16 protein-coding genes are annotated in these 20,949 nt (G+C 58.2%); 7 read left to right on the forward strand and 9 right to left on the reverse strand.

What is annotated here, in order from left to right:
• The first annotated feature begins 124 nt into the window (after positions 1 to 124).
• Positions 125 to 1,432 carry a leucine-rich repeat-containing protein kinase family protein gene (locus tag H7698_RS18760; RefSeq protein ID WP_194692418.1) on the forward strand — a complete coding sequence of 436 codons (1,308 nt, stop codon included), beginning with the start codon at positions 125 to 127 and terminating at the stop codon, positions 1,430 to 1,432.
• 63 nt (positions 1,433 to 1,495) lie between these two features.
• Here H7698_RS18760 and H7698_RS18765 read toward each other — a convergent pair whose 3' ends face one another.
• The gene (locus H7698_RS18765) at positions 1,496 to 2,203 is read right to left on the reverse strand and encodes a YebC/PmpR family DNA-binding transcriptional regulator (RefSeq protein WP_194692419.1); all 708 of its coding nucleotides are present in this window, start codon (positions 2,201 to 2,203) and stop codon (positions 1,496 to 1,498) included.
• Between the two features lie 225 nt (positions 2,204 to 2,428).
• On the opposite strand from H7698_RS18765, the gene H7698_RS18770 reads away from it, so the two are divergent.
• On the forward strand, positions 2,429 to 3,829 hold the full coding sequence (locus tag H7698_RS18770) for a type VI secretion system Vgr family protein (RefSeq protein WP_194692420.1): 1,401 nt from the start codon (positions 2,429 to 2,431) through the stop codon (positions 3,827 to 3,829).
• Between the two features lie 36 nt (positions 3,830 to 3,865).
• Here the strand turns inward: H7698_RS18770 and H7698_RS18775 are convergent, their stop codons facing one another.
• Positions 3,866 to 4,732 carry a LysR substrate-binding domain-containing protein gene (locus H7698_RS18775; RefSeq protein WP_194692421.1) on the reverse strand — a complete coding sequence of 289 codons (867 nt, stop codon included), beginning with the start codon at positions 4,730 to 4,732 and terminating at the stop codon, positions 3,866 to 3,868.
• Between the two features lie 109 nt (positions 4,733 to 4,841).
• Here H7698_RS18775 and H7698_RS18780 point away from each other — a divergent pair, with 109 nt between their 5' ends.
• From H7698_RS18780 to H7698_RS18790, 3 genes are all read left to right on the forward strand, one after another.
• Entirely contained in the window at positions 4,842 to 5,951 is a 1,110-nt protein-coding gene (locus tag H7698_RS18780; RefSeq protein ID WP_194692422.1) for a 2-aminoethylphosphonate--pyruvate transaminase, read from the forward strand.
• An 85-nt stretch (positions 5,952 to 6,036) separates the two neighbouring features.
• Positions 6,037 to 6,864 carry a phosphonoacetaldehyde hydrolase gene (gene phnX / locus H7698_RS18785; protein ID WP_162437563.1) on the forward strand — a complete coding sequence of 276 codons (828 nt, stop codon included), beginning with the start codon at positions 6,037 to 6,039 and terminating at the stop codon, positions 6,862 to 6,864.
• A 189-nt stretch (positions 6,865 to 7,053) separates the two neighbouring features.
• Positions 7,054 to 7,614 (forward strand): cytochrome b, encoded by a 561-nt coding sequence (locus H7698_RS18790; RefSeq protein WP_194692423.1) that lies wholly within the window; start codon positions 7,054 to 7,056, stop codon positions 7,612 to 7,614.
• Between the two features lie 127 nt (positions 7,615 to 7,741).
• On the opposite strand, the gene H7698_RS18795 is transcribed toward H7698_RS18790, so the two are convergent.
• Positions 7,742 to 8,668, reverse strand: coding sequence for a 1-aminocyclopropane-1-carboxylate deaminase/D-cysteine desulfhydrase (locus H7698_RS18795; RefSeq protein WP_194692424.1), 927 nt, complete (start codon positions 8,666 to 8,668; stop codon positions 7,742 to 7,744).
• A 100-nt stretch (positions 8,669 to 8,768) separates the two neighbouring features.
• The gene (locus H7698_RS18800) at positions 8,769 to 10,808 is read right to left on the reverse strand and encodes an NADPH-dependent 2,4-dienoyl-CoA reductase (RefSeq protein WP_162437566.1); all 2,040 of its coding nucleotides are present in this window, start codon (positions 10,806 to 10,808) and stop codon (positions 8,769 to 8,771) included.
• 209 nt (positions 10,809 to 11,017) lie between these two features.
• On the opposite strand from H7698_RS18800, the gene H7698_RS18805 reads away from it, so the two are divergent.
• Both H7698_RS18805 and H7698_RS18810 read left to right on the forward strand, forming a co-directional pair.
• Positions 11,018 to 12,148 carry a carbon-nitrogen hydrolase family protein gene (locus tag H7698_RS18805; protein WP_194692425.1) on the forward strand — a complete coding sequence of 377 codons (1,131 nt, stop codon included), beginning with the start codon at positions 11,018 to 11,020 and terminating at the stop codon, positions 12,146 to 12,148.
• Positions 12,149 to 12,151: 3 nt separating this feature from the next.
• Complete coding sequence (locus H7698_RS18810) at positions 12,152 to 13,192, forward strand: AraC family transcriptional regulator (protein ID WP_194692426.1); 1,041 nt, start codon at positions 12,152 to 12,154, stop codon at positions 13,190 to 13,192.
• Positions 13,193 to 13,496: 304 nt separating this feature from the next.
• On the opposite strand, the gene H7698_RS18815 is transcribed toward H7698_RS18810, so the two are convergent.
• The 5 genes from H7698_RS18815 to clpX all read right to left on the reverse strand — a co-directional run bounded on the left by H7698_RS18815 (position 13,497) and on the right by clpX (position 20,905).
• The gene (locus tag H7698_RS18815; RefSeq protein WP_194692427.1) at positions 13,497 to 14,354 is read right to left on the reverse strand and encodes a DUF2242 domain-containing protein; all 858 of its coding nucleotides are present in this window, start codon (positions 14,352 to 14,354) and stop codon (positions 13,497 to 13,499) included.
• 181 nt (positions 14,355 to 14,535) lie between these two features.
• Positions 14,536 to 16,407 (reverse strand): SurA N-terminal domain-containing protein, encoded by a 1,872-nt coding sequence (locus H7698_RS18820; protein ID WP_194692428.1) that lies wholly within the window; start codon positions 16,405 to 16,407, stop codon positions 14,536 to 14,538.
• Between the two features lie 234 nt (positions 16,408 to 16,641).
• Positions 16,642 to 16,914 (reverse strand): HU family DNA-binding protein, encoded by a 273-nt coding sequence (locus tag H7698_RS18825; RefSeq protein WP_002552737.1) that lies wholly within the window; start codon positions 16,912 to 16,914, stop codon positions 16,642 to 16,644.
• Between the two features lie 149 nt (positions 16,915 to 17,063).
• The gene (gene lon / locus H7698_RS18830) at positions 17,064 to 19,460 is read right to left on the reverse strand and encodes an endopeptidase La (protein WP_162440174.1); all 2,397 of its coding nucleotides are present in this window, start codon (positions 19,458 to 19,460) and stop codon (positions 17,064 to 17,066) included.
• A 161-nt stretch (positions 19,461 to 19,621) separates the two neighbouring features.
• Positions 19,622 to 20,905 carry an ATP-dependent Clp protease ATP-binding subunit ClpX gene (gene clpX, locus H7698_RS18835; protein WP_007946893.1) on the reverse strand — a complete coding sequence of 428 codons (1,284 nt, stop codon included), beginning with the start codon at positions 20,903 to 20,905 and terminating at the stop codon, positions 19,622 to 19,624.
• Positions 20,906 to 20,949: the final 44 nt, after the last annotated feature.

Here is a 20,949-nt window from a genome sequence, read left to right on the forward strand (position 1 = left end):
CGGTCAACTGTCGGAGCGGGCTTGCCCGCGATGACGGCCTGACAGGCGCCACATCTTTCCCGCTATCATGTCGCCCATCTTCAGGCCTCTACGCCCTACCCTCGATCAATAGCGAACCCCGTTCATGGACACCCTTGCCCAACTGCGCGCCGGAACACTGGCAGGCGCTACCCGACTGGACCTCGCCTGCGGCCTGACGGAGTTCCCCCGGGAAATCTTCGACCTGGCGGATACCCTGGAGGTGCTCAACCTCAGCGGCAATGCCCTGAGCCAACTGCCGGATGATCTGCACCGCCTGACACGTTTGCGCGTGCTGTTCTGCTCGGACAATGCGTTCACGGAACTGCCCGCCTGCGTGGGCCGTTGCGACGCGCTGACCATGGTCGGTTTCAAGGCCAACCACATTGAACAGGTGCCGGGCGCCGCATTGCCACCGTTGTTGCGCTGGCTGATCCTGACCGACAACTGCATCAGCGAATTACCGACCGAGCTGGGTGAACGCCCATACCTGCAAAAACTCATGCTGGCGGGTAACCGCTTGCAGCACTTGCCCGAAAGCCTGCGCCAGTGCCGTCGACTCGAACTGATCCGCATCGCTGCCAACCAGCTCGAGGTGCTTCCCGACTGGCTGCTCACGCTGCCCCGCCTGACGTGGCTGGCCTTCGCCGGCAACCCGCTGGAGACCGAAGCCGACGCGGCGGCCCTTGAAGCAACCCCGAGCATCCCCTGGTCATCGCTGCGCCTGGAGCAGCAGCTTGGCGAAGGGGCTTCGGGGGTGATTCACCGAGCCACGCTGCAGCCTGCGAACACATCTGCCACCCAGGTCGCGGTCAAGCTCTACAAGGGCGAGATGACCAGCGATGGCTCGCCCTTGCACGAAATGAATGCCTGCATCACCGCTGGAGTTCATCCGAACCTGATCCGGGTCGAAGGACGAATCACCGGGCATCCACAGGCGCAAGCCGGGTTGGTGATGGAGCTGATCGAGCCGAGTTTCCGCAATCTCGCCGGGCTGCCGAGCCTTGAGTCCTGCACCCGTGATGTGTATGCCGACGATGCCCGTTTCAGCGCGGACGTTGCCTTGCGTATCGCCAAGGGCGTTGCGTCGGTGGCCGAACACCTGCATCGACACGGCATCACCCACGGCGACCTCTATGGCCACAATATTCTTTGCAATGATCAAGGTGATTGTCTGCTGGGAGACTTTGGTGCAGCGTCTTTTCACGCGACCACGGACAGTCCCGATAGCCGGGCATTGCAACGGATTGAAGTGCGCGCGTTCGGGGTTCTGCTAGGGGAGTTGCTGGAGCGGATCGACTCAGGATTGAGCGATGAAAGCCGTGGGCAGCTGGAGGATTTACAGCAGCGTTGCTGTCAGCCGGACGTGCTGGCTCGACCTGGGTTCAGTGACGTTGTACGGGAGTTAAGGTGACCCCATAACCTGTGGCGAGGGAGCAAGTTCCCCCGCCACATTTGTCATTGCATACAGCTCAAATCAACCCGCCAACCCGACAAACATGTCCTGCACGTCATCATGGTTATCCAGGCCTTCGAGGAAGGCTTCGACTTCGGCCATTTGCTCGTCGCTCAAACCGCTGACCGGGTTCTTCGGCTGATAGCCCAGTTTTGCCGACAACACCGTGAAGCCCTGCTCCGGCAACGCTTTCTGCACCGCATCAAGGTCCGCCGGCTCGGTCAGGAACAAGGTGGTCCCCTCTTCTTCGCCTGGCTCGAAATCCTGGGCACCCGCTTCAATAGCGGCCATTTCCGGATCGGCGTCAGGGCTGTCCGGGGACGCCTCGATCATGCCGACATGGTTGAAGTCCCAGGACACCGAACCCGAAGCGCCCAGTTGGCCCTTGCGGAACGCAACGCGGATTTCAGCGACCGTGCGGTTGATGTTATCGGTCACGCATTCAACGATCAGGGGCACTTGATGCGGCGCGAACCCTTCATACGTTACGCGATGGTACTGCACCGTCTCGCCGAGCTGGCCCGAACCTTTCTTGATCGCCCGCTCCAGGGTTTCACGGGGCATCGAAGCTTTTTTGGCCTGTTCAACCACCAGGCGCAAGTGCGCGTTGGTTGTCACATCGGCACCGTTACGCGCAGCGATGGTGATTTCTTTCACCAGTTTGCCGAAGATCTTCCCTTTGGCGTTAGATGCCGCTTCTTTGTGTTTAACCTTCCACTGTGCGCCCATTACTCACTCTCTTATCTGTGGCGCCGAGACATCTATTGGCCGACGCTTTGCGCAAGTTTATACGGCCTAAAGTTGGCAATCGACCAAAAATTCCACCTTCACCGACAGACAGATCGGCTTCTTCACCGAGGGTTGTAGGGCGATTCTGAAAAGTCGATTGCCGCATCCCTAATCTGCTGCGGTTTCGTACCCTCTGCATCCGTACTCACAGCAGAAGCGCGCCCTATGCATAACGACAAGGAAAGCCCCTTCACGCTCACTCTCCTGGAGGGCGATCTGACGCTTCAGGCAGTGCGGTTCAGGGGTTCTGAAGGACTCAACCAGCTCTATCGTTTCGAGATTGAGGTGATTGCCATGGCACCGGCCATGGACTTCGGCAGGCTGCTGCGAAAGCCGGTTTTTCTCGATCTGGGGAACGGCGACGGGATTCATGGCAGTGTCCACAGCGCCACACGCGAGCATCATGGATCGCTTCAGATCGGCTACACGCTGACAGTAGTTCCCTACCTTCAAAGGCTGGAATCAGACACCTGCCGCCGGGTGTTTCATCACCTCGACGTGCCGACCATCCTGCGTCAACTACTGGAGCAAAATGAACTGCCCGAAGAGAGCTATCGCATCGAGCTGAACGGCCTGTACCCACCCCGACCTTTTTGCATTCAGTACGAGGAAAGTGATCTGGCCCTGTTGAAGCGACTGTGCGAAGAAGAAGGCATCCACTTTCACTTCGAACATCACCGGAAAGGTCACGTGCTGGTGCTGGCCGATGACAGCCTGAGCTTCCCTCAGGACCCGCGACTGGCGCCTTTCCAACAGGAGGGAGATGACTTCAACAGGACGTCGGCGATTACGCGGTTGTATCAGCGCCACGATGCCCTGCACACGCACGCACAACGGCAGGCGAAAAATCGCGGTATACCCGACACGCTCGGCGATGCCGCCAACCACGCCTTCGCCAAGGCATCGCGAACTGCCGTTCTGTCCACTCCCGAGCAGGTTCATCACCAGCAATGCAGCCAACGGAAACTGGAGCGCCTGCGCTGCACACCGCAGCAAATCCATGGTGAAAGCACACAGCCTGCATTGCGCAGCGCACGGATTGTCCAGGTCTCAGAGCATCCCATCATGAGCTTCAACGATCAGTGGCTGCTCACCGAGGTCCGGCACCACGGGCAGCATCCCTCGATTCTGGCCCAGGACAGCATTGCCGCGAGTTACCACAATCAATTCACCGCCATTCCCTGGTCAACGGTTTTCCGGCCGCCAGTCACGCGCACTAAAACCCGCATTCCCGGGTATCAGCCCGCGCGCGTACTTGGCTGTCCAGGACAACCCGCCACACGGGATGATCAAGGTCGCGTTCAGGTCAGGTTGTGGCCAACGTCCGAACCCGACCCGGAAGAGCCCGACGGCATGTGGGTGCCCATCGTCTGCGCGACACCGGACGCTCACTCGAACCTTGTCGGACTGCCGAAAGCCGGTACTGACGTATTCGTCAGTTTTCTCGACAGCGACCCGGATCGCCCGGTGATGTGGGCTGGCAGCAGACAATCCCGACAGAGCAAGCCCGAGCCGCAACACGGCGGCAATACCGGCCTGTTGTTTGATTGGTTGATCAATCGTTGAGTCAAACATTGCATCTGGATGGTACAGGGATGGCGGTCAACTCATCCCGGGCGCCAACTCGAAAAACGCCTGTATCAACCGCAAATTGCGACGCCGCTCCATGCACCCGATCAGGTGCCGGTTAGCCAGCCCGTCACCGATAATCGTGACCGCCACCACCCTCGGGTCGTGGCTTACCTCTACCGAAGACACCACGCCAACCCCCAACTCCGCAGCCACCGCTTCCGTTACCGCCTCACGGCTGTCCAGCTCCAGCAGTACGCGCGGATTAACCTTCGCTTGAGCACAGGCGTCATCAAACGTGCTCCGGGTCACCGAGCCCGGCTCACGCAACACCATGATCACCTGATCCAATTCCTTGATGTGCACGGCCTTGGAACGCTGCGCCCATGGATGCCCCGCCGGCACCAGCGCGCAGATTCGCGATTCGCTCAACGCCTGCAAGTGCAGCCCCTTGCGCGGCTCAACCTCGGTCAGCACGGCCACGTCGGCATGCTCTGACAACAGCGCCGTCAGCGTTTCCTGAGCATTACCCAAGCGCAGGTTCACCGTGACGCCCGGATACCTCGCACGCAAGCTGGCCAGCATCGGCATGACCAGGTGCGGCCCGTCCGCGGCCACCTCCAGACGCCCGGTCAGCAGTTGTCGATTTGCCTCCAGCATCACCTGCGCCTCTTCAGCAAGACCAAACATCGCCCGGGTGATGGCGGCGAGCTTTATCCCCTCCTCCGTCAGCTCCACCCGTCGCGCCGTGCGCCGCAACAAAGTGATCTGGTAATGCTCTTCCAGCGCCTTGATGTGCCCGGTGACCGCAGGCTGGCTGATGAACAACCGCGCAGCAGCCCGGGTAAAACTGCCTTCGCGGGCCACGGCATCGAACGCGCGGAGCTGGAACAAGTTCATGAATAACTCTCACTGATGGTTGGCATAACAATAAACAATTTGATTGATAGCACGGCAAATTGCAATTTAAGCCCCGTAGCTTTACCCCATTGATTACGAGGACACGAGATTGAGTACTGCCGAACCCATCCTGCTCACCCCTGGCCCACTGACCACGTCGGCCCGCACTCGCCAGGCCATGATGGTCGATTGGGGTTCATGGGATGACCGGTTCAATCAACTAACCGCCAGCGTGTGCGAGCAACTGCTCACCATCATCAATGGCGCCGAAAGCCATCACTGTGTGCCTCTGCAAGGCAGCGGGACCTTCGCGGTCGAAGCGGCGATCGGCACCCTGGTGCCCCGTGACGGCAAGGTCCTGGTGCTGATCAACGGTGCCTACGGCAAACGCCTGGCGAAAATCTGTGAAGTGCTGGGTCGCTCGTTCAGCACCTTCGAAACCGCCGAAGACGAACCGACCACCGCCGCCGACGTGGATCGCCTGCTTCACGCCGATTCCAGCATTACTCACATCGCGCTGATCCACTGCGAAACCAGCACCGGCATCCTCAACCCGCTGCCAGACATCGCCCAGGTCGTTGCGCAGCACGGCAAACGCCTGATCATCGACGCCATGAGCTCCTTCGCAGGCCTGCCGATCGATGCGCAGCAGGTGCCGTTTGACGCGTTGATCGCCGCCTCGGGCAAATGCCTCGAGGGCGTACCGGGTATGGGGTTCGTGTTCGCTCGCAAAGAATCCCTGGCAAATGCCGCCGGTAATTCCCACTCCCTGGCGATGGACCTGTACGACCAGCACGCCTACATGGCCAAGACCGGCCAATGGCGCTTCACTCCGCCGACTCACGTGGTCGCCGCGCTGCACGAAGCCCTCTTGCAATACAACGAAGAAGGCGGCTTGCCGGCCCGGCATCAACGCTATGCGAACAATTGCCAGGTGCTGCTGGATGACATGGCCCGTCTGGGCTTGCGCAGCTTCCTGCCTGCCGCGATCCAGGCGCCGATCATCGTGACGTTCCACGCGCCAAACGATCCGCGCTACCAGTTCAAGGAGTTCTACGAGCGCGTGAAAGCCAAGGGTTTCATTCTTTATCCCGGAAAGCTGACCCAGGTTGAAACGTTCCGCGTCGGTTGCATTGGCCACGTTAATCAGGCCGAGATGCACGCGGCCGTGGCGGCGGTCGGTGAAGTGTTGCGTGAGATGGAAGTTTTAGAAATTTGACTCCCGACCCTCTGTAGCAGTTGCCGAGCCTGCGAGGCTGCCGCTACAGGGATTATCATTTTTCCAACGACAGGATTTGATTACCATGAACTACGCAAACCCAACCAAACTCCAGGCCGCGATCCTCGACTGGGCCGGCACCGTGGTCGATTTCGGTTCCTTCGCGCCGACGCAGATTTTTGTCGAGGCCTTCGCCGAGTTCGACGTCCAGGTGTCGATCGAAGAAGCCCGCGGTCCGATGGGCATGGGCAAGTGGGATCACATCCGCACCCTGTGCAACCAGCCGCAAGTGGCAGAGCGTTATCGCGCGGTGTTCGGCCGCACGCCAACCGACGATGACGTCACCGCCATCTACAAACGCTTCATGCCTTTGCAGATTGAAAAGATCGCGGAGCACTCGGCATTGATTCCGGGCGCGCTGGACACCATCGCCCTCCTGCGCCAACAAGGGATCAAGATCGGTTCCTGCTCCGGTTACCCGAAACAGGTCATGGACAAAGTGGTCGAACTGGCGGCCACCAACGGCTACATCGCCGACCACGTGGTGGCCACCGATGAAGTTCCGAACGGTCGTCCATGGCCGGCACAGGCACTGGCCAATGTCATCGCCCTGGGGATCGACGATGTCGCGGCCTGCGTGAAAATCGATGACACGGTGCCGGGCATTCTCGAAGGTCGTCGCGCCGGCATGTGGACCGTGGCACTGATCTGCTCGGGCAACGCATTGGGCCTGGATTATGAAGGTTTTCGCGCCCTCGGCAGCGACCAGCTGGACAGCGAGCGCACGCGTATCCACGGGATGTTCGAAGGCTCTCGCCCTCACTACATGATCGATACCATTGCCGATTTGCCGGAGGTGATCGCCGATATCAACAAGCGCCTGGCGAACGGTGAAATGCCACAAAGCAGCTGATCAACTCGAACGGGGGATTTCAAAGCGCCAGTTCTTTAGCGGAACTGGCGCTTTTTTGTGGTCAATCTGTTGAGCCAGAGCATTGAAAGGTCAATAGCCTCAGGCAAACCTGATGAAACAGGCTTACAGTTAAAGCACGCCGTCGGATGAGAACGGTGACGCTGGAACCGACCTGTGAGGAACACCCGTATGCCCTGGACGAACTCCGAATCACGCTACAGCACCGTATCGATCACGTTGCATTGGTTGATGCTGGTGTTGTTGGCACTGGTGTATGCCTGCATTGAATTTCGCGGGATCTTTCCCAAGGGCAGTGGCGGCCGGACGCTGATCACTGAATCGCATTTCCTGCTTGGCCTGACGGTATTTGTGTTGGTCTGGCTACGCCTGTTCGCGCGCAGCCTCGGCCCGGCGCCAAAAATCTTCCCGGCATCGCCTCAGTGGCAGACGGTATTGGCCAGACTGATGCACTGGGCGCTGTATATTTTCATGATTGCCATGCCGATTCTGGGATGGCTGGTGACCAGCGCCAAAGGCCATCAGGTGATGTTTTATGGCGTCGACCTGCCAATGCTGTTGTCGGAAGACAAGGCGCTGGCGAAACAGATCGAAGGCTGGCACGTGCTGGGCGGAACGATCGGCTACTGGCTGATCGGCCTGCATGCGTTGGCGGGGATTTATCACCATTACGTGGTGCGCGATAACACCCTTCTGCGGATGATGCCCAAACGGGTGAGCCGCGATATCTGACACCAGCAAGAACCGGCCCCCTGTGGGAGTGAGCCTGCTCGCGATGGCGGAGTGTCAGATAACATTGATGCCGATTGACACTCCGCTATCGCGAGCAGGCTCACTCCTGCAATGGTTTGCAGCGCCATCAGAATTGCGAGATGAATCCTCGGCGCCCCTGCAAGCCGCCGGTGTGGACGAAGATCAAGCGCGTACCTTTCTTGAACCGTCCGGCTGCCACCTGCTGCTTGAGCGCCAGCAGTGCCTTGCCGGTGTACAGCGGTTCGAGGGGAACACCGCAGGCCTGTTCAGCCTGTCCGATGAATTCGAGCAACAGCGGATCGACTTTGGCAAAGCCGCCACGGCTCGCATCGAGCAGTTCGTACAGGGGCTGTCGCAAGCCCGCTTCTTGCACAATTGATTGGACCTGCTGCGCCACGCCATGATCATCAGGCACCGCCAGTGCGCCATACACCGGATGCTCTCCCGCTTCCGCCAATACCAATCCGGCCAAGGTGGTTCCGGTACCGCAGGCCAGCCACCAACCGTCGTAATCACGCCATCCCACACTGCGCAATTGATCGTGGACGGCAGCCTTGAGCTGCATGCAACCTCGCGCGCCCAGAAGCCCACCGCCGCCTTCGGGAACCGCTTGAAAATCCGCATACTGCGCCTGCCAGGGCAACCAGAAACCCGGCGTGTTCCGCGCTCGATAACCGCCATAACCCAGCCAATGCAATTGCATGCCGAACGCGTGAAGGTCTTCGACCGTAGGAGTTTCCTGAGGGTGACCGCGCAACAGGCCGACAGTGGGAAACCCAAAGCGCTTACCAGCGGCGGCGAGCGCGTGCAGGTGGTTGGAATGCGCACCACCGAGACTGATGATGCCTTTGGCTGCGCACTGGTCGGCCGCCTTCAGATGCTCGATAAGCTTGAACCACTTGTTGCCGCTGATCAGCGGATCTATCTGGTCAAGACGCAGAATCGCCAATTCGATACCGGCGTGGGTAAGCCAGTCGAAATTCACGAGTTCAAGGGGAATCGGGGGAAGCCAGCTGGACGAGGGAAAAAGCATTGGCTGTGCGCGATCTGGAAAAGAATCGAGTCTAACAGTCACCGCAGGCCTTGTAGCAGCTGGCGCAGGCTGCGCCAGCTGCTACAAGGATTTTCGAAAGTTACAACTCGGCAGCCAACCGCGAACCCTGATTGATCGCGCGCTTGGCATCGAGCTCTGCCGCCACGTCCGCACCACCGATCAAATGCACATTCTGACCCGCGGCAGTCAAGCCGTCCTGCAACTCGCGCAATGGATCCTGACCGGCACAGATCACGATATTGTCCACGGCCAGCACCTGCGGCTCACCGGTTTCACCAATGCGGATATGCAAGCCTTCATCGTCGATCTTCAGGTATTCGACGCTGTTGAGCATTTGCACCTGTTTGTTTTTAAGACCTGTACGGTGAATCCAGCCAGTGGTTTTACCCAGGCCGTCGCCCACCTTGGATTTCTTGCGTTGCAGCAGGAACACTTCGCGGGCCGGAGCATGTGGCTCGGCCTTGATGCCGGCGACGCCGCCGCGTGCTTCCAGATGGGTGTCGATGCCCCATTCTTTCCAGAATGCTTCACGATCAAGGCTGGTGGACACGCCCTGATGCACGAGGAATTCCGACACGTCAAAACCAATACCACCCGCGCCGATGACGGCGACACGTTTGCCCACCGGTTTGCGCTCCAGGATCACGTCCAGGTAGCTCAACACCTTGGCATTCTCGACACCGGGAATGGCCGGCGTTCTTGGGGCGATACCCGTGGCGAGGATGATCTCGTCGTAACCGCCTGCCACCAGTGTGGCCACATCGACACGTGTGTTCAGGCACACCTCGACGTGGGTGGTCTGCAATTTGCGGCCGAAATAACGCAAGGTTTCGAAAAACTCTTCCTTACCCGGTACGCGCTTGGCGATGTTGAACTGACCACCGATTTCGCTGGCCGAATCGAACAACGTCACCTGATGGCCACGCTCAGCCGCCACGGTCGCTGCCGACAAACCTGCAGGACCGGCACCGACTACCGCGATTTTCTTGATCTGCTTCACTGGCAGGTAGTTGAGCTCGGTTTCATGACAGGCCCGAGGGTTCACCAGGCAACTGGTCAACTTGCCACCGAACGTGTGGTCCAGGCAGGCCTGGTTGCAACCGATGCACGTGTTGATTTCATCGCCACGGCCGGCGGCGGCCTTGTTGACGAAATCCGGGTCGGCGAGGAACGGCCGTGCCATGGACACCATGTCGGCGTCACCTTCGGCCAGAATCTGCTCGGCGACTTCCGGCGTGTTGATACGGTTGGTGGTGATCAATGGAATGCTCACCGAACCCCGCAGCTTGGCCGTGACTTTGCTGAATGCCGCGCGTGGAACCTTGGTGGCAATGGTCGGAATCCGCGCTTCGTGCCAGCCGATGCCAGTGTTGATGATCGTTGCCCCGGCCTGTTCGATGGCCTTGGCCAGGGTCACGATTTCTTCCCAGGTGCTGCCGCCTTCCACCAGGTCGAGCATCGACAGGCGGAAAATAATGATGAAATTCGGGCCAACGGCTTCGCGCACCCGGCGCACGATCTCTACTGGCAGGCGCATGCGGTTTTCGTAGCTGCCACCCCAACGGTCGGTGCGGTGGTTGGTGTGAGCGGCGAGGAACTGGTTAATGAAATAACCTTCCGAGCCCATGATTTCGACACCGTCGTACTCGGCTTTTTGCGCCAGGGTCGAGCAGGTCACGAAATCGCTGATCTGTTTCTCGATACCTTCCTCGTCCAGCTCTTTAGGCTTGAACGGGTTGATCGGCGCCTGAATCGCACTCGGCGCGACTTGTTTCGGGCTGTAGGCATAGCGCCCGGCGTGGAGGATCTGCATGCAGATCTTGCCGCCCGCCTCGTGCACCGCACGGGTGACGATCTGGTGCTTGAGCGCTTCTTCCTCGGTGGTGAGCTTGGCCGCACCGGAGTACACGCCACCCTCGTCGTTCGGGCCAATGCCGCCGGTCACCATCAAGCCAACGCCGCCAAGGGCACGTTCGGCAAAGTACGCCGCCATGCGCTCGAAACCACCCGGTTTCTCTTCGAGCCCCGTGTGCATCGAGCCCATCAGGGTGCGGTTACGCAACGTGGTAAAACCCAGGTCCAGCGGGGCCAACAGGTGCGGGTAATGAGCGGCGGCCATCGGTAACTCCACAACGAGCGATCACGGAAAAAATGCGGGAGCTCTGCGGCCCCCATCAGTCATGTTCGACAGACTAAGAGCCGCGACGCTGTCGCTCAATGACCGTAACTGACAACTTATTGATCCAAATGCGCAGCGCCCCTTGGCAAGCGGCGACATGGGCCCTACCCTAGTCGCGAATCCTGCACACGGCCGTTGACTGTTTTCCCATGCGCAAACTTCTGTACCTGACCTTTTCCATGGCATTGATTGCCGCCCTGACGACCTACGCAATGTGGGCCGCGGACAGACCGGTGGGGCATTACCTGTCAGACCTGCGTATCGATCTCGCTGTCGACCAGGGGACGCCCGCGGATCATGGCAACCTGCTGGGCATCCAGCCCGAGCTGTTTCCCACCGACTACCAAAGCTCCGAGCGCTTGCACCGCAAGCTCGCCGCGTATCTGCAGAAGGCTCAGGAGCAAGGCCTGCTCAACGAAAAAACCATCGTCGTACTGCCTGAACACATCGGCACCTGGCTGATGGTCAGTGGCGAGAAGGATGAGCTGTACCAGGCCAACACCTTGAAAGACGCCATGAACTGGCTGGCGGTGAGCAATCCATTGAAGTTCGCCCGCGCGCTGATCGCCGCCAAAGGTGAGAACCGCGTGGATGATGCGCACTTGCGTATGAAAGCCAAAGGCATGGCAAAGGATTACCAGGCGTTGTTTGGTGGCCTGGCGAAAGAATTCCGCGTGACCCTGGTCGCGGGTTCCATCGTGCTGCCCGAGCCGAGCGTCATCGACGGTACGCTGAAAATCGGTCGTGGCGCGCTGTTCAACAGCTCCGTCGTGTTCGATCGCGACGGACTGCCCATTGGTCAGCCGCAACGTCAAATGCACCCGATCTTCGATCAAAGTGATGTCATCGCGGCGAACGGTGAGCATGACCTGAATGTCGTTGACACCCCTGCCGGACGTCTGGGTGTGTTGATCGGCAGCGACAGCTGGTATCCGGACAACTACCGCAAGCTCGACAGTCAGGGCGCCCAACTGATCGCCGTGCCGGCGTATGTCGCCGGTCGCGGAGCCTGGGACAAGCCGTGGCGCGGTTACAAAGGGTTGACGACACCGAGCTCAATCAGCCTCAAGGCCGGCGAGCTCAGTGAAGGCCAGGCCTGGCAACGCCTGACACTGACGGCCCAGCCGCCCAGCAGCCAGGCCATCGCCGGCATGAGCGTGTTCCTGCGTGGCCAGTTCTGGGATAAAGGCAGTGCCGGTCAAAGTTTTCTCAGCAGCAACGGGCAGCATTTCGCCGACGGCAACGCCCATGGTGCACGTTTGCTGAACCTGTGGTTGTAAGTCATGAAACCACTGCCGATGCGCCTTGGGGATCTGTCGGTAGGCTTCGTTCATAGCCTGGCGGACGCCGTGCGCAGTTACGCTCTGGACCCGCAGCCGTTGCTGGAGCAATACGGCCTCGATGCTGCGCGCTTGAGCGAAGCAGGCGCCCGACTCTCGATTCCGCGCTATATGCGCCTGGGTCACAGCGCCATTCAGCTGACCGGCGACCCGGCACTGGGTTTACGCATGGGCCAACTCAGTCGCCTGAGTCAGGCAGGCCTGGCCGGGGTGACCGCCGCCCAGGCACCGACGGTGCGCGAGGCGGCGCGGTGCCTGATTCGCTTCGAAGCACTGTACGGTTCCAACTATCGTGGTCAATCGAGCTTCCATGAAGATGCCCAAGGCGCGTGGCTGCGGTTCTATTCCATCAGCCCTTACAACGCCTATAACCGCTTTGTGGTGGACTCGATCATCTCCGGCTGGCAGCAGCAATTGTCCAGCATCAGCCCTGCCCCACTGCGTGTCGAACGCATCGAAATCGAGTTCGAGGCACCCACTTATATCAATGCGTATGCAGTGCTGGGTGAGTGCCCGATCCTGTTTGGCTGCGAACATAATCAGCTGCGTTTGAGCCTGGCCAGCCTCGCCCTGCGCAACCCGGAACACTGCCCGAGTACCTGGCGACACCTGCTGCAGTTATGTGAACGGGAATTGGAACAATTGACCCGCACGCGCAGCTTGCGTGAACGCATCACTCAGCTGCTTGGGCCGTTGCTCAATGGTGGCCAGGAACCTGACCTGGAAGAAGTGGCGGCACGTTTGAAGCTGCCCACCTGGACCTTGCGCCGCAAACTTGCCGAAGAAGGTACGCAATTTCGCGCGATTCTCAACGACACTCGCCGCGACCTGGCGATGACCTACATCCGTGATACCGAACTGGCGTTCGGTGAAATCGCCTACCTGCTGGGCTTTGCATCAGCCGAGGCGTTTCAACGGGCTTTCAAACGCTGGAACGGTCAGACGCCCGGCGAATTTCGCCGAAGTCATCGCCAATCCGCCTGATGTTTACAGTTCTGTAGCGTCCTCTGCTGGTTCCAGCGGATCCAGTTCGAATGCCTGATACTCGAGCAGCTCTTCTTGATAATCGTCCATTTTGACTCCCCCACCACTCGTTTAAAAAATGCCTGAATAAATGACCCACGCCTTGAGCATAAAGTGCCCACGTGAAAGAAAAATGACGCACTTACGTACGACGTTCAGCAGCTACTAATAAAACGTAGCAGGCGTCCAAGGATTTATCACAGGATTTTTTCGAACAGGCCGTATGACTACGGCCTGGGTTGACGACGGTCAATTTAAACGGGGTTTACTGGCCTGAAGGAATGGGCTCGCTCGGTGGCGGCAGGCTCGATTCCTGAGGTGGGGTTACCGTTTCCGTTGATGGTGCGGGCTCAACGGTATCGACCGGAGTGATCGGCGCCGATTCAGCCGGTGGCGCTACGGGCTCGGAGGCTGCGGGTGCGGCTTCAACGGGTGCTGGCGCAGGTTCGGCTGCCGGAGCCGGCGCGGGGGCCGCTGGGACAGGAGCTGGCGTGGCAGGGGCTGGCGTGGGTGCCAACGGCGCCGGTGCAGCCTTCACTTCAGGTACACCCAGATCGGTTTTCGGCTTCTCGACGATGTGCGCAGCCTTTTTCGCTTCAGGCGGCAGGAAGAGTTCGACCAAGGCGAAGAATCGCTCGTAGAACTTGGCGGACGACACGGTCTCGCTCGCGACCTTGACCATCGAGTCATCGGACGAACCAATCGGCATCGACACCGAACCCAGCACACCCACACCGAGACTGGCGGAGTTATTGGTCTTCTTCAGCGCATAGCGGTCCTGCAAGGCGTTGGCGAACATGGTGGCGTGATGCCCTTCGCTACCATCATCGGCACAGACCACGCTGAAGCTGATCTCCATGTGGGTCTCGCCGGTTTGCTGGAAGCTCTTGTGCCCGCTCACCAGTTTCGGATCGCTGCTGGTGATGATGTAGCCCTGACTGAGCAAGGCCCTGCGAGCGGCTTCGCACGTTTGCGCATCTGTCACCGGGTAATTGCGAGAAAACGTTCCGGAATCATCGAAATTCTCATGCTCATAGATCGCGGATTTTTTTGACGAACAGCCGGCAGCAGCCGCCAGTACCAACGCCAGTCCAACAACCCGCATGGGAAATGATTTAAACATTGAACATCCTGAGGAAAACGATTCGGGGCGTATTGTGCAACAGATCGATGATTAGCGTGACATCGATTGTGTCTTGAATCAGTTACAGAGGTACTGACCATCGATTATTTTATTTGTGCCCATAAAAAACCCCAGCTGGTCGGCTGGGGTCTTTTTATTACGCGGATAACTCAGTCAGGCATCAGAAACGCTTGATGTCTGCGGAGCTCTCCAGCTGCTTGCGATAGGCCGCAAAGTCTTGCTGGCCGATGCGCGAGGCGAGGAAGCGACGGTATTGGGCCTTCTCTTCTTCGGTCGGTGCAGCGGCTTCGTTGACGCCGTTCAAGCGCACGATCACCAGGCTACCATCCGCCAGGGTCACGCTATTGAAAGTCGGCTTGTCCTTGGCAGCGGGCTTCGGCATACGGAACAGCGCTTGCAGCACGGTAGGGTCGATCCCTTCCTGACCGCGAGTCGCCGCCTCGGTGACTTTCCAGTTTTGGCCCTCAACAGCCTTGTCCAGAGGAGTCTTGCCATCACGCAGGCTGGCGATCAGCTCATCAGCCTTGGTTTTCGCAGCAGCGCTGGCGTGTTCCATGGCCAATTGCTGGCGAATGCTGGCATTCACGCTTTCCAGCGGCAATTGTGCAGGCTTCAAGTGTTCCTTGGCACGCAGCACGATCACAGTTTCAGGATCCAGTTCGATGGCAGTGCTGTTGGCACCTTCATCCAGAACTTCCGGGCTGAACGCTGCAGCGATCACGGCACGGTTGGCTGCAACACCCTCGCCACCTTCACGGCCAAATGGCTTGGAGGTGTGAACGGTCAACTTCAGGTCTTGAGCCGGCTGAGCCAGATCGGAAGCTTCAAACGACGAATCTTCCAATTGCTTGGTCGCCTCGACGAAACGCTGTTCAACCTGCTGGGTTTTCGCCTCGCGGGTCAGCTTGTCTTTCAGGCTGGCAAACGTCGGCACTTCAGGCGCTTCAACACCCAACAGCTTGATCAGGTGAAAACCGAAGTCCGTACGAACCGGTGCGGAAACCTGGTCCTTGTTCAGCGCATACAACGCTGTCTCGAACGCCGGATCGTAAACACCTGGACCTGCGTAGCCGAGGTCACCACCGTTGTTGGCCGAACCCGGATCCTGGGAGAATTCCTTGGCCAACGCCTCGAATTTCTCGCCTTTGGCCAGACGGGCCTGGATGTCTTCGATCTTGGCCTTGGCTTGCGCCTCGGTCATTTTATCGTTCACTTCGATCAGAATGTGCGCAGCCCGGCGTTGCTCGGCCAGGTTCGCGATTTCTTTCTGATACGCCGCTTGCAGGTCTTCGTCATTCACGCTGACCTGATCAAAGAAGGAGGACTTCTTCAATTCGAGGTAGTCAATGACCACCTGATCCGGCGTCATGAATTCCTTGGCGTGTTCGTCGTAGTAAGCCTTGACCTCATCGTCGGTCAGCTTCACCGCAGCAGGGTCGGCCTTGACGTTCAAGGTGGCGAAATCGCGGGTCTGTTTTTCCAGACGGGCGAATGCCAGTACCTGAGCATCGGTGACAAAGCCGCTGCCCGCCAAACCGGCGCGCAACTGACCAATCAGCATTTCCTGAGCCAGCATCTGGCGGAACTGCATCCGGCTGTAGCCCAGTTGACGAATAACCTGATCGAAACGCTCGGCACTGAACTTGCCATCCACCTGGAATTCAGGCGTTTGCAGGATCACCTGGTCCAAAGCGGCTTCGGAAAAAGCGAATTTCGAGTCTTCTGCGCCTTGCAGCAGCAGCTTGCGATCGATCAGGCCCTTGAGAGCCGATTCGCGCAGCATTTTTTCGTCGAGCAAGGAAGCGTCGAAATCTTTACCCAGCTGTTGCATGAGTTGACGGCGTTGCATATCAACCGCCTGGCTCAGCTCGTTCTGGCTGATTTCTTCACCGTTGACCTTGGCCGCGTCCTGGCTGTTGCTCGTTGCCTGAAATATGGCTTCGACACCGGTGAACGCCATCAGTACAACGATGATCCCGATAATGGTTTTGGCAATCCAGCCTTGTGAATTGTCCCTGATATTCTGCAGCATGCGTCCCCCAGAAACGGTTGAACTTCAAATTTAGGCAACCGTGGAGCGTGGGTAGAATCCGGATAGAAGAAAGGCGCATCCGAGGATGCGCCTTCTCGTAACTGGCGGAGCGGACCGATGGGTTCGAACATGCGACCCTCGGTGTCTCGGACCGGCAATGTGCCGACTGGACTACCGCTCCGCTGCCAGGTCAGGTATGACCCCGACCCGGATAGGCAAAAACCTGAATCGTACTTAGTTGACAGCTTCTTTCAGCGCTTTACCGGCTTTGAAACCTGGCTTTTTAGCGGCTGCGATTTCCAGCGTCTTACCGGTCTGTGGGTTACGACCGATGCGAGCTGGACGATCAGTCACGGAGAAAGTACCGAAACCAACCAGAACAACAGAGTCGCCAGCCTTGAGAGCGCCAGTGACGGATTCGATTACAGCGTCCAGCGCACGGCCAGCAGCAGCTTTCGGGATATCAGCGGATGCAGCGATAGCATCAATCAGTTCCGACTTGTTCACTCTAAGTCCCCTTATATCTATTTGAGTATGATTCTAAGTTTTTTGGTGAAAGCAAAAACGAGTGCTGAATGGCCTACAGACACTATAAGAGCCGCTTTATAACAAGGGCTCTAAAAAGCTGTCAAGGAAGCCCCCCAGGCAAATGCGTACTAATGCGTGCTAATTCTTTCCTTAGAGTCAGACTCGCGTTTTTCATCCTTCGCAACTATCTCGGGAGCCACATCAGGCAAGGGCTCCGGCGCGTATTGCAGCGCAATTTGCAGGACCTCGTCAATCCATTTAACTGGTTTAATCTGCAGATCTTGCTTGATATTGTCAGGAATTTCCTTCAGATCGCGTACGTTCTCTTCAGGAATGATCACCGTCTTGATCCCACCGCGGTGAGCCGCGAGCAGTTTTTCTTTCAAGCCACCAATCGCCAGCACCTGCCCACGCAGGGTGATTTCACCCGTCATGGCGACATCAGCGCGAACCGGAATCCCGGTCAATGCCGACACCAGGGCCGTGCACATGCCCACACCAGCGCTAGGACCGTCTTTCGGGGTCGCCCCCTCTGGCATGTGGATATGCGTATCGCGCTTCTCGTGGAAGTCCAGGGGAATCCCCAGGCTCTTCGCACGACTGCGCACTACGGTAAGAGCTGCAGTGATCGATTCGACCATCACATCACCCAACGAACCGGTCTTGATCAACTGGCCTTTGCCAGGCACAACAGCTGCTTCAATGGTCAGCAGTTCGCCGCCCACTTGAGTCCAGGCCAGCCCGGTCACCTGACCGATTTGATCCTGCGATTCAGCCAGGCCGTAGCGGAATTTACGCACGCCGAGGAAGTGCTCCAGCATGTCCGCCGTGACGGTCACCGAGAAGCGTTTTTCCAGGGCATGCTCTTTGACCGTTTTGCGGCAAACCTTGGCAATCTGACGCTCAAGCCCGCGTACGCCGGCCTCGCGGGTGTAGTAGCGAATGATGTCGCGGATCGCTTCGGATTCGAATTCCAGCTCGCCTTTCTTCAAGCCGTTAGCCGTAATCTGCTTGGGCGTGAGGTACTTGACGGCAATGTTGATCTTTTCGTCTTCGGTGTAGCCCGGCAGACGAATCACTTCCATCCGGTCCAGCAGCGCCGGCGGAATGTTCATGGAGTTGGAGGTGCAAAGGAACATCACATCGGACAGGTCGTAGTCGACTTCGAGGTAATGATCGTTGAAGTTGTGGTTCTGCTCGGGATCGAGCACTTCCAGCAACGCCGACGCCGGATCGCCCCGCATATCGCTGCCCATTTTGTCGATTTCATCGAGCAGGAACAGCGGGTTGCGAACGCCCACTTTTGTCATCTTTTGAATCAATCTTCCTGGCATCGAACCGATGTAAGTACGGCGATGACCACGAATTTCCGCTTCATCACGTACGCCGCCGAGTGCCATGCGCACGAATTTACGGTTGGTGGCGTGAGCGATCGACTCGGCCAGGGAAGTTTTACCCACACCCGGAGGTCCGACCAGGCACAACACCGGTCCGCGAATTTTCTTCACGCGTTTTTGCACGGCGAGGTATTCGAGGATGCGTTCTTTGACTTCTTCCAGACCGTAGTGGTCGGCGTCGAGAATGTCTTCGGCACGAGCAAGATCCAGGCGGACTTTGCTCTGAGCCTTCCACGGCACCTGGACCAGCCAGTCGATGTACGACCGCACCACGGTGGCTTCCGCGGACATCGGCGACATTTGCTTGAGCTTGTTCAGTTCACCCTGGGCTTTGGCCAGGGCATCTTTTGGCAGGCCAGCGGCATCGATGCGCTTTTTCAGCTCTTCGATTTCGTTGTGGCCCTCGTCGCTGTCGCCGAGTTCTTTCTGAATGGCCTTCATCTGCTCATTCAGGTAGTACTCGCGCTGACTGCGCTCCATTTGCTTTTTGACGCGACCGCGAATGCGCTTCTCGACTTGCAGCAAGTCGATCTCGGCGTCCAGCAACGCCAGCACGTGCTCAACACGAGCTGACAAATCGATAATTTCGAGAATTTCCTGCTTCTGCTCGATTTTCAGGGCCATGTGCGCGGCCATGGTGTCGACCAGACGCCCTGGCTCGTCGATGCTGTTCAGCGACGACAGGACTTCCGCAGGGACCTTCTTGCCCAGCTGAACATACTGCTCAAACTGCGCCAGCAAGCTACGAACGAATACTTCGGACTCGCGCTCGGGTGCGTCGACTTCGTCGATCAGGGAGACTTCGGCACGGCAGTGGCCGTCCACTTCGCTGAAGCGCTCCACAGCGCCCCGCTGCTCACCTTCGACCAGAACCTTGACCGTGCCATCAGGCAGCTTGAGCAGCTGCAGAACGGTCGCAATGGTACCTACGCGATAAAGTGCTTCTTCACCGGGATCGTCGTCAGCAGGGTTTCTCTGAGCCAGCAGAAGGATCTGCTTGTCGCCCGTCATCGCTGCCTCGAGGGCTTCGATGGATTTCTCGCGCCCCACGAACAGCGGGATAACCATGTGCGGATAAACCACAACATCACGCAATGGCAGGAGAGGCAATTCGATGGTTGTCTTCATGATTTCGCCTCTACGGCGGCCATATGGCCGTAAACAGATGGAAGTAAGCTTGAAACCAAGATGGGGGCTGCCCTTGAAAAAAACAAGCACAAAGACAGCGTTAAAACGCGCAAAAAGAAAAGGGGCCCGAAGGCCCCTTCTTTATTCCAGCTGCGTGACGCTTAGGCGTCTGGCGCGGCCTTGGCAGCCGGCTCACTGTTTTCGTAGATATACAGTGGCTTGGACTTGCCTTCTATAACGCTTTCATCGATCACTACTTTACTCACCTCGGACTGCGAGGGGATTTCGTACATAGTGTCGAGCAATACACCTTCGAGAATCGATCGCAGGCCACGGGCACCGGTCTTGCGTTCCAGTGCACGTTTGGCGACGGATTTCAGCGCATCGGCCCGGAATTCCAGGTCCACACCTTCCATCTCGAACAGCTTGGCATACTGCTTGGTCAGAGCATTTTTCGGCTCGGTGAGAATCTGCATCAACGCAGCCTCATCAAGCTCGTCCAGCGTGGCAAGAACTGGCAGACGGCCGACGAATTCCGGGATCAGACCGAACTTGACCAGATCGTCAGGTTCGACTTCACGCAGGGACTCGCCTACTTTCTTGCCTTCTTCCTTGCTGCGCACTTCGGCGTTGAAACCGATGCCGCCTTTGGTGGAACGGTTCTGGATAACTTTTTCCAGACCGGAGAATGCACCACCGCAGATGAACAGGATGTTACGGGTATCAACCTGAAGGAATTCCTGCTGCGGATGCTTGCGACCACCTTGTGGTGGAACGGAAGCGACCGTGCCTTCGATCAATTTAAGCAAGGCCTGCTGCACGCCTTCACCGGAAACGTCCCGGGTGATCGACGGGTTGTCAGACTTGCGCGAAATCTTGTCGATTTCATCGATGTAGACGATGCCCATCTGAGCCTTTTCTACGTCGTAATCGCACTTCTGAAGCAGCTTCTGAATAATGTTCTCGACATCTTCACCTACGTAGCCAGCCTCGGTGAGGGTGGTCGCGTCGGCGATGGTGAACGGAACGTTCAGCAAACGAGCCAGTGTTTCGGCAAGCAGGGTTTTACCCGAGCCTGTCGGGCCGATCAGCAAGATGTTGCTCTTGCCGAGTTCGACGTCGTCATTCTTTTTGTCACGCTGGTTCAGACGTTTGTAGTGGTTGTACACCGCTACGGCCAAAACCTTTTTTGCACGCTCCTGACCAATCACATACTGATCAAGGATGCCGCTGATTTCTTTAGGCGAAGGCAATTTATGCGCGCTGCTTTCGGCCTGGGCTTCCTGCACCTCCTCTCGGATGATGTCATTGCACAGGTCGACGCACTCGTCGCAGATAAAGACCGAGGGGCCGGCAATCAACTTGCGTACTTCATGCTGGCTTTTGCCACAGAAGGAGCAATAGAGCAGCTTGCCGTTGTCCTCGCCGTTGCGGGTGTCAGTCATTCGTTCGATCCAAATCCGATAGGCTTGCAACACAAGATGAAGGC

The sequence above is a fragment of the Pseudomonas sp. p50(2008) genome, from assembly GCF_015351605.1.
GTDB lineage: Bacteria > Pseudomonadota > Gammaproteobacteria > Pseudomonadales > Pseudomonadaceae > Aquipseudomonas.